A 13,267-nucleotide genomic window follows, 5' to 3' on the forward strand; every position below is an offset into this window, starting at 1 on the left:
TCACGAACCACCCGGGCCACCCGGGAGGATCAGCGTGAACGTGGAGCCGGTCCCGGGCCCGTCGCTGTCCGCATCGAGGCGTCCGCCGTGCGCTTCGGCGATTGCGCGGCTGATGGTGAGCCCGATTCCCGACCCCCTATGTTCGCGGTCGCGCGCTGTGTCGCCGCGGTAGAAGCGTTCGAAGATGTGGGGGAGCTGGGAGCTTGGGATGCCGTCGCCGTTGTCGCTGATCGAGAGAGCCACCCGCTCATCGACCTGCTGCCAGTCGATGGTGACGGTGCCCCCTTCCGGGGTGTGGCGGCGGGCGTTGTCGAGGAGGTTCGTGAGGACCTGCAGGAGCCGCGTGCGGTCGACGGCGACGGTCAGGTCGCCGCGCGGCACCACCTCCAGTGCTACCCGGTTGGCTGCGTAGGACTCGGCTAGGGCCAGCACGGCGCCCTCGACGAGGCCGGCGAGGGAGATGGGTGCGGGCTCGAGACTGAGCCGACCTTCTTCGGCGCGCGAGACGGCGTCGATGTCTTGGGCGAGCCGGGAGAGGCGCTCGACCTGGTCGCTGAGGAGGGCCCGGGTGTGGTTGTTCCATGGGGTGACCCCGTCCTCGATTCCCTCGAGGTAGGCGCCCAGAGTTGCGACCGGGGTACGAAGTTCGTGGGCGAGGTCGGAGAGCAGACGTCGGCGGGTGTCTTCGGTGCGCGCGAGTTGGCCCGCCATCGTGTTGAACGCGATGGCCAGCGAGTCCATCTCGGGGCCCGCGTCGCCGACGGGGACGCGGGCGCCGTAGTGCCCGCTGGAGACGTCCGAAGCGCCCTGGGTCAGCGCCGTGATCGGGGCCTGGAACCTGCGGGTGAGGTACCAGCTGACCACCAGCGCGATGACGATGGCTGCCGCCATCGCTAGCCCGAGCGAGATCGCGCTGGCGGCGCGGAACGCTTCCTCGACGTGCTCGAGCTCCGTGGGTGTGGGGTCGGGGGTCGCCTTGAGCATGTGTTCGTGGAACAACGGCGGCCCCACGAGCGCGGCGATCACACCGGCGGTAGCGATCGCGCCGATCAGGACCAGTGCCTGGGCCAACAGGAGCCTGGTGCCGATCCGCCAGGTGGGCCGGTTCATCGGGTCGGCTCCCCGATGAACCGATACCCGACACCGCGGACGGTGTCGACGAACCGCGGGTCACCCGCGTCATCGTCGAGTTTGCGACGCAGGTGGGCGACGTGTACATCGACGATGTGTTCGTCTCCGCCCCAGTTCTCGCCCCAGACCGCATCGACGAGTTGGCGGCGGCTCAGCACGCGGCGAGGTGCGGCTGCGAGGGCGGCAAGGATGTCGAACTCGGTGCGGGTCAGCGCGACCGGGCTGCCGCCGAGAGTGACCTCACGGCCAGCCGTGTCGACGCTGAGCCCGTCGAATCGCAGGATGCCGTCGGCGGGGGCGGGGTTGGTGAGCGCGCTGGCTCGGGGGCGGCGCAACGCGGCCTGTACGCGGGCGACGAGTTCGCGCGGTGAGAACGGCTTGGTGATGTAGTCGTCGGCGCCGACGCCGAGGCCGATAAGCTTGTCAATCTCGTCGTCGCGGGCGGTGACCATGATGATGTAGCAGTCGGAGAAGGTGCGGATCTCGCGACAGACCTCGACGCCGTCGAGCCCGGGCAGGCCGAGGTCGAGGATGACGAGGTCGGGGTCGAGGTCACGCGCGGCCGTCACACCGTCGGGTCCGGTGTGAACTTGGACCGTGCCGTACCCGACCTTGGCGAGGTAGTCGGCGACGATCTGTGCGAGGGGGCGCTCGTCCTCGACCACGAGAACAGGAGCAGCGGCGGTCGTTTCGGGTGATGCCATGGACTGAGTCTGTCGCGTTCCGTTGCCAGGCCCGCCTAGCCGAGGTGTTCGGTGTTGAGTCGCAGGGCGTTGGTGATGACGCTGACCGAAGACAGGGCCATCGCGGCGGCGGCGATGATCGGGGAGAGCAGCAGGCCCGTGAACGGGTACAGCACGCCGGCGGCAATCGGGATCCCGGCGACGTTGTAGATGAAGGCGAACAGCAGGTTCTGTCGGATGTTGCGCATCGTCTTCTGCGACAGCCTCCGCGCCCGGGCGATGCCCATCAGGTCGCCGTGGAGCAGGGTGACGCCGGCGGACTCCATGGCAACGTCGGTGCCCGAGCTCATCGCCAGGCCCACGTCCGCAGCGGCCAGGGCGGGGGCGTCGTTGACGCCGTCGCCGGCCATGGCGACGACCTTTCCCTCGGCCTGGAGCCGCTGGACGACCTCGGCCTTGCGGTCGGGCAGCACCCCGGCCTCGACGCGGTCGATCCCCAGTGAGCGCGCGACCGCCTCGGCTGTCGTCTGGTTGTCGCCGGTGAGCATGACGACCTCGACGCCTTGGGCCTTGAGGTCGGCCAGCGCCGCGGGGGTGGTCGTCTTGACCGGGTCGGCGATCGCGATCACGGCTGCGACGGTGTCTCCGATGGCGAGGAAGATCGCCGTTGCACCCTGCGCCCGCAGCTCATCGGCCTGCGCTTCCAGCGGGCTGGCGTCGACGAACTCGCTGGTGAGGAAGTCGGAGCTGCCCAGCCGGACCTTACGGCCTTCGACGGTGCCGATCACGCCGCGTCCGACCGGGGAGTCGAAGTCGGTGACGTCGGGCAGGGTCAGGTCGCGGGACTCGGCCGCCTCGACGATCGCCCGGGCGAGCGGGTGCTCGGAGGCCCGTTCCACGGCAGCGGCCAGGCGAAGCAGGTCGTTCACGGACGGCCCGGCCGGGTCGGCGACCTCGACCTTCGTCACCGACGGACGCCCTTCGGTGAGGGTCCCGGTCTTGTCGACCACGAGGGTGTCGACCTTCTCCATCCGCTCGAGTGCTTCGGCGTTCTTGATCAACACGCCGTGGCTGGCGCCGCGGCCGACGCCGACCTTGATGCTGATCGGGGTGGCCAGTCCCAGGGCACAGGGGCAGGCGATGATCAGCACGGCGACGGCCACGATCAGGCCGTGGGCGAACCGCGGGTCCGGCCCGACGAGCAGCCACACGATGAACGCCACCAGCGCCACGCCGATCACCGCTGGGACGAAGATGCCCGCAACACGGTCGGCGGTCCTCTGGATGGGGGCGCGGGAGCGCTGCGCTTCAGCTACGAGGGCGACGATCCGCGACAGCATGGTGTCGTGTCCGACCCGTTCGGCCTCGATGACCAGGCCGCCCGTGCTGTTGATCGTGCCCCCGATGACCGTGTCGCCGGTCTGTTTGGTGACCGGCATCGACTCGCCCGTGACCAGGGACTCATCCAGAGCCGAGCGGCCATCGATGACGACGCCGTCGACCGGGACCTTGTCGCCCGGGCGCACTCGCAGTCGGTCGCCGATCTGCACCTCGTCCAGGCCGATCTCCTCCTCGGTTCCGTCGGCTCGAACTCGGCGGGCGGTCTTCGGGGTGAGATCGAGCAGCGCCTTGATGGCACCGGAGGTTTGCTCACGGGCCCGGAGCTCGAGGACCTGGCCGAGCAGGACCAGGACGGTGATGACTGCGGCGGCCTCGAAGTAGACGTCGACTGCGCCCGCGGCCATGCCATCGCCCATGTCCTTGCGGAAGGAATCGGGAAAGATTCCCGGCGCGACGGTCGCGAGCACGCTGTAGCCCCACGCGACGCCGGTGCCCATCGCGATGAGGGTGAACATGTTCAGATTCCGGGTGCGCACCGAGGCCCAGCCCCGTACGAAGAACGGCCGACCGGCCCACAGCACCACCGGGGTCGCGAGGGCGAGCTGGATCCAGTTCGACGCCGTCGGTGGCACGAGATCGTGCACCCAGTCCAAGAAGTGGCCGCCCATCTCCAAGAGGACGACCGGGACGCTCAGGGCCAGCCCGATCCAGAACCTCCGCGTCATGTCGCGCAGTTCCTCGCTCGGACCGGTGTCTGCGGTGACCATCACCGGCTCGAGCGCCATCCCGCAGATCGGGCACGCGCCCGGACCGGGGCGCCGGATCTCGGGGTGCATCGGGCAGGTCCACTCCGTGGGCTCCGCCGCCTGGACGGCCCCGGCCGACGCAGCTTGGGCGCCGTGGTCGTGCCCCGCGTGAACGGCAAGAGGCCCGTGTTCGATGTTGTGGTCGTGTGGGACATCGGCGGACGCAGCGTGGTGCGCGTGCTCGTCGGTGTGTGGCTGGCCGACGAAGCTGCTCGGGTCGGCCTCGAAGCGGGCCTGGCAGTGTGCCGAGCAGAAGAAGTACGTCGTTCCGCCGTGCTTAACGGAGTGCTGGCTGGTGGCCGGGTCGACGTCCATCCCGCACACCGGGTCCTTGGCCAGGCTGGTTGCTGCTGCACCGTGCACGTGCGCGTGACTGCCCATGTGGCCCATGCTCACCCAACACCCCATGAGCGTCGAGCCATCCCGTCGCCCGCACACCAACCTTCGTGAAACCTTCATGGTTTCTGCGGTGGAACCACAACGCCACCCTCAGAGGATCGGTCTCGTGATGGGTGGCATGGGACTGATGTGGCTCTGGCTCCTGCTTGGGCTGCTGGGCCTGTGGGCACTCGTCTGGGCCGTCGCCCGCTGGGCCGTTGGGCCCCGACACCAGACGCCCGAGCCCGACGCCCTCGAGCTCCTGAACCAGCAGTTGGTGAAGGGAGAGATCACCACCGAGGAGTACCGCCGCGCCCGTCAGCTCATCACCACCGGCCACTGAACACCCAGATCGCGAAGGAATCCCAGATCGACGTGACCTTCTCCAGACGGAGTTTCGTGCTCGGCGGCATCGCCGCCGCGGGCACGGGACTACTGACCGCCTGCTCCGACACAAGCACCACCGGCAGCGCGTTCACCCTCCCCAGCCAGTCCCCGCTGACCCCGACCGCCGGCCAGAACGTGGTCGCGAAGAAGCTCACCGCGCGACCGGTCACCCTCGACCTCGGCGGACCGATCGTCAACACCTGGGGCTACGGCGACACCCTGCCGGGACCCGTCGTGCGGGCCACCGCCGGCGACCTGCTCCGGATCACGCTGGACAACCAGCTACCGACCGACTCGAGCATCCACTGGCACGGCATCGCGCTGCGCAACGCCGCCGACGGGGTGCCCGGCCTCACCCAGGACCCGATCGCAGCCGGCAGTCCCTTCGTCTACGAGTTCACCGCCCCCGACCCGGGCACGTACTTCTACCACCCCCACGTCGGGGTACAGCTCGATCGAGGCCTCTACGCGCCACTGATCATCGACGACCCCGCCGAGCCGGGCGACTACGACCTCGAATGGATCGTCGTCCTCGACGACTGGATCGACGGCACCGGAACGACCCCCGACGACGTGCTCGCCAAACTGACCCAGCCGTCCTCCCCCCATTCCATGGACGGCATGGACATGGGCGACTCGTCAATGGGCGACATGCCAGGTATGGGCGGAACGGGCTCGAGCGACTCCCCGTTCGGAGACGCCGGCGACGTGACGTACCCACACTTCCTGATCAACGGCCGCGTCGCGACCGCACCCGACGTGCTGCGCGCCAAACCGGGCCAGCGGGTCCGGCTGCGGGTCATCAACGCCTCCGCCGACACGATCTTCGTCGTCGCTCTCGGCGGACACCGACTCGAGGTCACCCACTCCGACGGGTTCCCGGTCCGGCCCCGGGCCACCGACGCGTTCTACATCGGGATGGGCGAGCGCTACGACGCCGTCGTCACCCTCCACGACGGCGCCTTCCCACTCGTCGCAAAGCCAGTCGGCAAGAACGGCCAAGCGCTCGCGAACATCCGCACCGGATCGGGGACGGGACCGACCCCCGACGCCAAGATCCCCGAGCTCGGTCGCATGGTTCTCATGGGCGCCGAACTCGCCCCGGCCGAGTCATCCCTCCTGCCATCCAGGGAGGTTGACCAGAGCGTCAGCTTGACCATGAGCGGTCAGATGAGTCCCTACGCGTGGGCAATCAACGGGGAGCCGTACCCGAAGAACGACCCGGTCGCGATCAGCGAGGGCAAACGCGTCGCCGTCGAGCTCACCAACATGACGATGATGACCCACCCGATGCACATCCACGGCCACACCTTCGCCCTCCCGAACGGGCTCCGGAAGGACACCGTGCTGCTCAAGCCGATGCAAGAGCTGACGGTCACCCTGCAGGCCGACAACCCGGGCAACTGGGCCGCGCACTGCCACAACATCTACCACGCGGAAGCCGGAATGATGGCCGCCCTCACCTACCAGAGCTGACCCGAGGAGAGTTCCGATGAACACGATCACACAGAGACCAAAGGCCGCAGCCACGGCCTGATGATGGCCTTGATGTGCGGCCCGATGCTGCTCATCGTCGGCGTGCTCATCGCGACCGGGATGGTCGGCGTCGGCGCCTCCGCCACGGCCCTCGGCTGCGTTGCCGCCATGGGCGCAATGATGTTCGCGATGGAGCGGATGCAGCGCCACTGACCACGGACCCCGCAGTAGGTCGCCGCCAGTGCCGGCGCGTGACCAACGTCCTCCACCCAGCAAGGAGAACCATGAACAAGAAGCCCCTGGCCCTCGCGGCCCTCGTCGTCGCCGGCACACTGACGCTCGCCGCCTGCGGCGGCGACAACGACGACTCGATGAACGGAATGTCCGGGATGGGATCGTCCTCGCCCGCGGCACCGTCGTCGAGCATGGACGCAGCGAGTGACTTCAACGACGCGGACGTCACCTTCGCCACAGACATGATCCCGCACCACCGCCAGGCGGTGGAGATGGCGAAACTTGCCGAGACCCGCGCCAAGAGCCCGGAGGTCAAGAACCTCGCAGTGCAGATCCTGAACGCCCAGGACCCCGAGATCCAGACTATGTCGGGCTGGCTCACCGCCTGGGGCAAGCCCGTCCCCGACGACATGAGCGGGATGGACATGTCCGGCTCGATGCCCGGGATGATGAGCGACGAAGACATGAACAACCTCATGAACGCCTCCGGCGCCGAATTCGACCAGCTGTTCCTGACGATGATGATCGAACACCACCAGGGCGCCATCGAGATGGCCAAGACCGAGCAGAGCGACGGCAAGAACGCCGACGCGATCGCGCTCGCGGAGCAGATCGAATCCGCCCAGACCGCCGAGATCACGACGATGCAGGCGCTACTGAGGTAGCGGCCTTGAAGGGGCGGCGGCACTCGGCCGCCGCCCCCATTCCCCTGTGCGAGGAGTCTTCATGCCAGTCATGTCAGCGATCGAGGGCGCGTTCTGCCGCAGCGCCTCGTGGCGCTCCTTTGCCCGACGGAAAGTCCTGCCCTGGGCACTCGACGGACACCGGCTGAGCGGCGACGTCCTGGAGATCGGGGGCGGGAGCGGTGCGATGGCGGCCGGCATCGCGCGTACGTTCTCCGATGTACGGCTGACGGTGACCGATGTCGACACCGCCATGGTCGACGCCGCGCGCAGGCGACTCTCGTCGTACACCAACGTGACCGTCGAGGCCGCCGACGTGACCGCACTGCCCTTCGCGGACGCGTCCTTCGACGCGGTCACCTCCTACCTGATGCTCCACCACGTCATCAACTGGCTCGAAGCGCTCGCCGAGACCGCACGTGTCCTGCGGCCCGGGGGAGCGATCATCGGCTACGACCTCACCGACAGCCGGATCGCCCGGTGGGTCCACAAGGCCGACGGCTCGCCCCACCGCATCATCGCCGCCGACGAGCTGGCCGACGGGTTGGCCGTCGCGGGCTTCACCGAGATCACGGTCCGCCCATCGTTCGCCGGCCAGCTGATGCGGTTCCACGCCCACCAGCCGACCGGGCGCTGAGCGGATGCCGCTCGAACTTGTCTGCCACGCCTGCGACGTCACGCTCCACGCTGACACCGAGGAGGAGCTGGCCGACCTGGCGGAGCAGCATGCGCTCAGCATCCACGGCCACACGCCTCCCCGCGAACACGTTCTCGCCCGCATCCGCCATCACAACCAGTGAGCCCGAAACACAAGGCGCAGCAGCCCGGCAGGCGACGCGCGAAACGGCGGTTCGCACGATCGTTGGCTCTGCTTGCGGCAGTATCCGTGACTGCCGTGGCGGTGGCCGGCCGAGTCGCTCTCGGCGCCGCGGGTGCGGGGGATCCGTCTCCTGGGGCCGGCGAGGTCGAACGCGTCGCACCGGCACCAACGAGTGCACCCGTAGCGACACCGGAGCCGACGCCAAGTCCCATACGATCGAAGCCCCTCGAACGCGGTAGAGCGAATGAGGCGCCGACCCTGACAAGGGTCCCGGAATCCGGCTCGGGTCGGTTCGAGACCGCCCCAGGCGGCTCCGACGTGGCGGGCACTGGGGAGCGCGTGACCTATTCGGTCGAGGTCGAGGAGGGCCTCCCGCTCGACGCCGCCGTGGTCGCACGGACGGTCGACCGCGTCCTCGCCGACCCGCGAGGGTGGACCGCGGTCGAGTCACGCGCCCTGCAGCGCGTCGACGCCGACCCGATGATCCAGATCCGGGTCGCATCCCCGGAGACGACCGACCGGCTCTGCGCCCCCCTCGACACCGGCGGCCGGCTGTCGTGCCGCAACGGAGATCTCGTTATCCTCAACGCCTGGCGCTGGGTCAATGGAGCCGACGCCTACCCCGACGACCTTGCGGCGTATCGCCGTTACATGGTCAACCACGAGTTCGGGCACGCCCTGGGCAACGGACACGAGTCGTGCCCCGCCCGCGGTGACCTCGCTCCGGTGATGGTCCAGCAGACCAAGGGTCTCGACGGTTGCCTCCCGAACCCCTGGCCGGCGCCCGCGAGCTAGGCGCGTGCGCTGCTCACCCGGCAGCGAGGGAGCTCAACGCTCGAGCAGGTCCGTCATGCTCTCTGTCTCCGAGTTGCTATCCGACGCGATGGCCCTCGCCAACCTCACGGCGGGTGGGTAGGCACCATCGGCGGTCTCGCTATCGGTCAACTCGAGCGCCCCGTCGTGGTGCTCCACCATCAACTCCAACCAGCGGCGCTCGAACTCGTCGCCGGTCGCGGATTCGAGCGCCTGGAGCTGGTCCGTACTGATGGCCCCGGGCAAGTCCTCACCAAGGTCAGCCGAGCCGTCGCCACCGCCATGAGCGTTCGCGTGATCCCGAACCGTTTCCGGAACTGCTTGATCCCAGTCATCGAGCCAGCCGGCCAGCCGCTCAATCTCCCCGCCCTGCCGTTCACGGATGACGTCGGAAAGCGCCGAGAGGTCGTCGTCGACATCCCGATCGACCAGGAGGTCGATCAGGGCCAGCGACTGAGCGTGATGCTGGATCATGCTGGTCGCGAAGGTGACGTCGGCATCGGCGAAGACCGTGCCATTGGCAGCCGTGTGCCGTGCTGTCGGACCCGGCCCCTCGCCACCACCACACGCGGCCAGACCCATCAGCGCGGCGAGTGCGAGCAAAGCCGCGACGCACCTGCTTCGAAACATGCCCGCAGCCTCCTCCATCGCCTTATTGAACGACACCCACCATGCCTGAAAGGCGCGCAATCTACTTCGCGGTTGAGAGCGCCTGCCTCCGCCTCCAGCCATAGGGGGTCATTCCCTTGGGCTTGTAGATGTGAAGAATCAAGGGGACGAGCAGCACGACGAATCCGCCGATGGAGTGGAACAGGTCGCCTCCCAGATGGTCCACGCTGCGGGACGGATCAGCCGCCACGTCCCGCATGCTCTCGACCGCTGGAATATGCAAGACCAGGATCGCCGTAGCGAACAGGGTGACCACCAAGCTGATCGTCACCCAATAGTGCCGAAACAGGCCCCAGGGTGTTCCCAGCGCCTGTGCGATGCCCGTGGCGAGCGAGACCAGGGCGAGGGGCACCAGAGCGTAGCGCATCACCGGCGCCATCATGAGGTAGGCGGCGCGGGCGGACTGGTCATCGTCTCCAAGCGCCGGGACGTTGAGCGCCACGTAGGCCACGATCGCTCCGAGCCAGCCCACGGATGAGGTGACGTGGATCGTCAACATCAGCTTCCTGACCTTCGGAGGAATCATCCGAAATGTCGTCCCGGGCCGTGTTCACCGCTGGCAAGCAACATGATCACGACGATCACGAGCACCGCGACCGTCACGACGATTGCCAAGCGCTTGACCCAACTCGGCAGGCCGGGGAGGTCGTCACCGCCCGCATCGGCCCGCCGTCCCGGGGTCTCGTCACTCATCTCAATCTCCATCTCATGGGGGACCTGCACTCCTGGAGAGTTTACGAGACAAAGTGTCTATCGCAAGGCGACGTGTCACGACAGCAACGAAGCGTATGATGTAGGCGTGCCGAAGCTGTGGGACGAGTCGATCGACAGCCACCGCCGTGCCGTGCGGGTCGCGGTCATGGAGGCGGCCTGGCGACTCGCCGAGGAGCGGGGGCCGCTCTCGGTAACGATGTCGCAGGTCGCCGAAGAGGCGGGGATCGGCCGGGCCACGCTGTACAAGTACTTCCCCGACGTCGAGTCGATCTTGGTGGCTCGCCATGCCGGACACGTGGCACAGCACCTCGCCCAGTTGAACGAGCTTCGCGGCCGGGGAGAGACGGCTTCCGCGAGACTCGTCTATGTCCTTGCTGGCTACGCAACGATTTGCTTCCACCGCGGACTGCACTCGTCGACCGAGGTGGCCACCCTCGTGCATCGGGCTCCCGAGATGGTCGAGGCCGAGCGCGGCCTGCACGGTCTGATGGTTGAGCTGATCGAAGATGCGATTGCCGAAGGAGGCATCCGCCGGGACCAGCCCGCGGGCGAGCTGGCCGATTACTGTCTCCACGCGCTCGGCGCTGCCGCCCGCGCAACTGACCCGAGCACGGTCGCTCGACTTGTTGACATGGTGCTCGCCGGCATCGGTTGTCGTGAGACTCCGCCAGCGTCCGTAGTCGCGCTCTCATCGACGCATCCGGGTCATCGGCACGAAACAAACTCCGCGGGACACCACTGACGACCGAGCAACCCCACGTGCACCGCCACTCTTGTGGCCGCCCGTTAGCCCGGTTCCGAGCCCGGCATCGGCACGCTGCTAGCGTTGCTACTATCGCAAGTAGTTGATCGTCCGCGCTCCGAGGAGACCTTGTGAAGCTTCGCATCGCCGTCGGGTCGATCCTCGCGGTGGCTGTCGCGCTTGTCATCGGCATCCCGACCGGAATCATCGAAACCCCTTGGTACACGCGCATGACGCCGGTCCTCTGGTGGAACTATCCGGTCTGGGCGGTGTCGTCAGTCCTGACGGGTGCGCTCATCGCGACGTATGTCCGGCAGCCTGCGGCCATGGCGCAGTCGACGCAAGGCGGCAAGACGTTCGTCGGCAGCATGCTCTCGCTGTTCGCAGTGGGGTGCCCGATCTGCAACAAGCTCGTCGTGATGGCGCTTGGGGTCAGCGGAGCCCTGACCTGGTTCGCTCCAGCTCAACCCTTTCTGGCGGTCGGGTCCTTGGGGCTTCTGGCCTACGCGCTCCGCGCACGCCGACGAGCAGCCGTCGCCTGTCGGGTGCCCGTGCAGCAGCCGGTGAGCTAGGGCGACCGGCTGCCATGGCTCTCCCGGCGATGGCCCCCCCATTTGTGCGCCCATTCCTGGGCATCTTTGAAACCGCCCTGGCTCGGGTTGGGTTCCGGGTTGTGGTCTCCCTACTGGCCGGGGTGTCGCTTGCGGCCGCGAGCGCCCCGTGGGAACAGGCCTGGGCGCTGCCCGTCGGGGTTGCGGCATTCGTCGCCGTCGTGGCAGCGGGCGGCCTCCGCTCTTCCTTCCTGTTCGGCTATGTGTTTGGCGCCGCCTACGCCCTGATGCTCACCCCGTGGATGCGGGCCGTGGGTGTCGACGCCTGGCTCATGGTCGGCGCGGTCGTCGCGATCTACTACGGGCTCCTCGGCACGACGATCGCCCTCGTGCGCCGCCTGCCGTGCTGGCCGATCTGGGCTGCCTGCCTGTGGTCGGCGGACGAAATCCTCATGTCCGCGTGGCCGCTCGGCGGCTTCCCGTGGACGCGTCTGGCCTGGGCGACTGCGGAGACGCCGTTCGCCCTGTGGTTCCCGTGGGTCGGCGCGACCGGGGTCAGTCTCCTCGTGGCGATGTCGGGCTCGGTTCTCGCGTGGCTGGTGGTGTCGGCGAAGACCCGACCTCGGGTCGCCGCGGCCGTGTTGTTGTCCGTCGCGTTGGTGGCTCTCCTGCCTGTGGCGATTCGTCCGCATTCGCTGGGACCGGCCTGGCAGCGGGGTTTGCCGAGCGCCACGGTCGCGGTCGTTCAAGGTGATGTGCCCGGTGCGGGTGACGATCTCGTGGCCGTTCACCGTGAGGTCACCGCCAACCAGGTGGCCGCCACGGCGGAACTCGGGTCACGTGTCGCCCGTGGGGAGGTCGAGCGGCCCGACTTCGTGCTCTGGCCGGAGAACTCCACGGCCGTCGATCCGTTCAACGACGCCGCCACTCATGAGAGCATCTCCTCGGCGGTTGCGGCCGTCGACGCCCCCATCTTGGTCGGCGCCATCGTCAACGGCGCCAGACCCGAGACCGTTCTCAATCAGGGGATCGTCTGGACCCCCGACGGTGTCGTCGACGAGCGGTACACCAAGCGCCACCCGGTGCCGTTCGGCGAGTACATCCCGTTCCGCGATGGGCTCGACGGGCTCAAGATCGGACGGCTGGCCATGATTCCCCGCGACATGCTCCCGGGGACGAGATCCACGCCCCTCGACATCAACGGTCTCGCGGTGGCCGACCTGATCTGCTTCGACGTCGCCTTCGACGACTCCGTGGCAGAACAGGTCCGCGAGGGAGCGCAGATGATCACGGTGCAGACCAGCAACGCGATGTTCATCAAAACAGCCCAGCCCCAGCAGCAGTTCACCATCAGCCGCCTCCGAGCGATGGAGACCGGGCGAGCCGTCGTGGTCGCTTCCACCAACGGGATCTCCGGTGTCATCGCACCCGACGGGAGCATCCGGTCGACCATCCCGCCAAGGACCACCGACGTCCTCGTTGCCGAGGTTCCCCTTGTGCGCCGCCTCACCCTCGCGGCCACCGTTGGCGGCCCGCTGAAAGCGCTGGTGCTGGGCGCGGCCGGGGGAGCTCTGGTGTGGGGAGGCATGTGCCGCCTGCACAGAAGGTGGCAATCGCGCGTGCGGACAGATGACGAACCTCGTGACATGGAACAAGTGCTGGTGGAGCGCTCATGACGCCCAGCATCTGGTCCGTGCTGATCATCTTTGTGGTCGCGCCGCTCGCCCTGGCTGGACTCGTCACCACGATCGTTCTGCTGACGACATCGCGGTCGCGTCCACGGGCGGAGGCAGATCAGGCTGCGGCCGAAATCGAGGACGAGCAGGAGGGGGAGGAGCA

The 13,267-nt window shown here is 68.1% G+C and carries 16 protein-coding genes; 10 read left to right on the forward strand and 6 right to left on the reverse strand.

What is annotated here, in order from left to right:
- The 3 genes from ACYQ0U_RS17065 to ACYQ0U_RS17075 are packed head-to-tail and all read right to left on the reverse strand — an operon-like array spanning position 1 to position 4,342.
- A complete protein-coding gene (locus ACYQ0U_RS17065) occupies positions 1-1,110 on the reverse strand; it encodes a sensor histidine kinase (RefSeq protein ID WP_459975050.1) in 1,110 nt (369 codons plus the stop codon).
- The gene (locus tag ACYQ0U_RS17070; RefSeq protein WP_459975052.1) at positions 1,107-1,835 is read right to left on the reverse strand and encodes a response regulator transcription factor; all 729 of its coding nucleotides are present in this window, start codon (positions 1,833-1,835) and stop codon (positions 1,107-1,109) included. Before ACYQ0U_RS17070 ends, ACYQ0U_RS17065 begins: the two co-directional genes overlap by 4 nt.
- 35 nt (positions 1,836-1,870) lie before the next feature.
- Positions 1,871-4,342 (reverse strand): heavy metal translocating P-type ATPase, encoded by a 2,472-nt coding sequence (locus ACYQ0U_RS17075; RefSeq protein ID WP_459975054.1) that lies wholly within the window; start codon positions 4,340-4,342, stop codon positions 1,871-1,873.
- A 127-nt stretch (positions 4,343-4,469) separates the two neighbouring features.
- Here ACYQ0U_RS17075 and ACYQ0U_RS17080 point away from each other — a divergent pair, with 127 nt between their 5' ends.
- From ACYQ0U_RS17080 to ACYQ0U_RS17110, 7 genes are all read left to right on the forward strand, one after another.
- Positions 4,470-4,682, forward strand: a complete 213-nt coding sequence (locus tag ACYQ0U_RS17080) for an SHOCT domain-containing protein (protein WP_459975056.1) — start codon at positions 4,470-4,472, stop codon at positions 4,680-4,682.
- A 32-nt stretch (positions 4,683-4,714) separates the two neighbouring features.
- A complete protein-coding gene (locus ACYQ0U_RS17085) occupies positions 4,715-6,202 on the forward strand; it encodes a multicopper oxidase family protein (RefSeq protein WP_459975058.1) in 1,488 nt (495 codons plus the stop codon).
- Between the two features lie 60 nt (positions 6,203-6,262).
- Complete coding sequence (locus ACYQ0U_RS17090; protein WP_459975060.1) at positions 6,263-6,415, forward strand: hypothetical protein; 153 nt, start codon at positions 6,263-6,265, stop codon at positions 6,413-6,415.
- Between the two features lie 71 nt (positions 6,416-6,486).
- A complete protein-coding gene (locus ACYQ0U_RS17095) occupies positions 6,487-7,101 on the forward strand; it encodes a DUF305 domain-containing protein (RefSeq protein WP_459975062.1) in 615 nt (204 codons plus the stop codon).
- 61 nt (positions 7,102-7,162) lie between these two features.
- The gene (locus tag ACYQ0U_RS17100; protein ID WP_459975064.1) at positions 7,163-7,756 is read left to right on the forward strand and encodes a class I SAM-dependent methyltransferase; all 594 of its coding nucleotides are present in this window, start codon (positions 7,163-7,165) and stop codon (positions 7,754-7,756) included.
- A gap of 4 nt (positions 7,757-7,760) precedes the next feature.
- Positions 7,761-7,919, forward strand: coding sequence for a DUF1059 domain-containing protein (locus ACYQ0U_RS17105; protein WP_459975066.1), 159 nt, complete (start codon positions 7,761-7,763; stop codon positions 7,917-7,919).
- A 101-nt stretch (positions 7,920-8,020) separates the two neighbouring features.
- Entirely contained in the window at positions 8,021-8,734 is a 714-nt protein-coding gene (locus ACYQ0U_RS17110; protein ID WP_459975082.1) for a DUF3152 domain-containing protein, read from the forward strand.
- 33 nt (positions 8,735-8,767) lie between these two features.
- Here the strand turns inward: ACYQ0U_RS17110 and ACYQ0U_RS17115 are convergent, their stop codons facing one another.
- From ACYQ0U_RS17115 to ACYQ0U_RS17125, 3 genes are read right to left on the reverse strand one after another with little or no spacing between them, the layout of a single operon-like run.
- The gene (locus tag ACYQ0U_RS17115) at positions 8,768-9,400 is read right to left on the reverse strand and encodes a DUF305 domain-containing protein (protein ID WP_459975068.1); all 633 of its coding nucleotides are present in this window, start codon (positions 9,398-9,400) and stop codon (positions 8,768-8,770) included.
- Between the two features lie 43 nt (positions 9,401-9,443).
- Positions 9,444-9,947, reverse strand: a complete 504-nt coding sequence (locus tag ACYQ0U_RS17120; RefSeq protein WP_459975069.1) for a DUF2269 domain-containing protein — start codon at positions 9,945-9,947, stop codon at positions 9,444-9,446.
- Positions 9,944-10,114, reverse strand: coding sequence for a hypothetical protein (locus ACYQ0U_RS17125; RefSeq protein WP_459975071.1), 171 nt, complete (start codon positions 10,112-10,114; stop codon positions 9,944-9,946). Before ACYQ0U_RS17125 ends, ACYQ0U_RS17120 begins: the two co-directional genes overlap by 4 nt.
- Before the next feature lie 106 nt (positions 10,115-10,220).
- On the opposite strand from ACYQ0U_RS17125, the gene ACYQ0U_RS17130 reads away from it, so the two are divergent.
- The 3 genes from ACYQ0U_RS17130 (at position 10,221) to lnt (ending at position 13,104) form a co-directional block, all read left to right on the forward strand.
- Positions 10,221-10,877, forward strand: a complete 657-nt coding sequence (locus tag ACYQ0U_RS17130; protein WP_459975072.1) for a TetR/AcrR family transcriptional regulator — start codon at positions 10,221-10,223, stop codon at positions 10,875-10,877.
- A gap of 131 nt (positions 10,878-11,008) precedes the next feature.
- Positions 11,009-11,449, forward strand: coding sequence for a hypothetical protein (locus ACYQ0U_RS17135; RefSeq protein WP_459975074.1), 441 nt, complete (start codon positions 11,009-11,011; stop codon positions 11,447-11,449).
- Between the two features lie 14 nt (positions 11,450-11,463).
- Positions 11,464-13,104: an apolipoprotein N-acyltransferase gene (gene lnt / locus ACYQ0U_RS17140; RefSeq protein ID WP_459975075.1), complete on the forward strand. Its 1,641-nt coding sequence runs from the start codon at positions 11,464-11,466 to the stop codon at positions 13,102-13,104.
- Positions 13,105-13,267: the final 163 nt, after the last annotated feature.

The organism is Nocardioides pyridinolyticus, assembly GCF_054653575.1.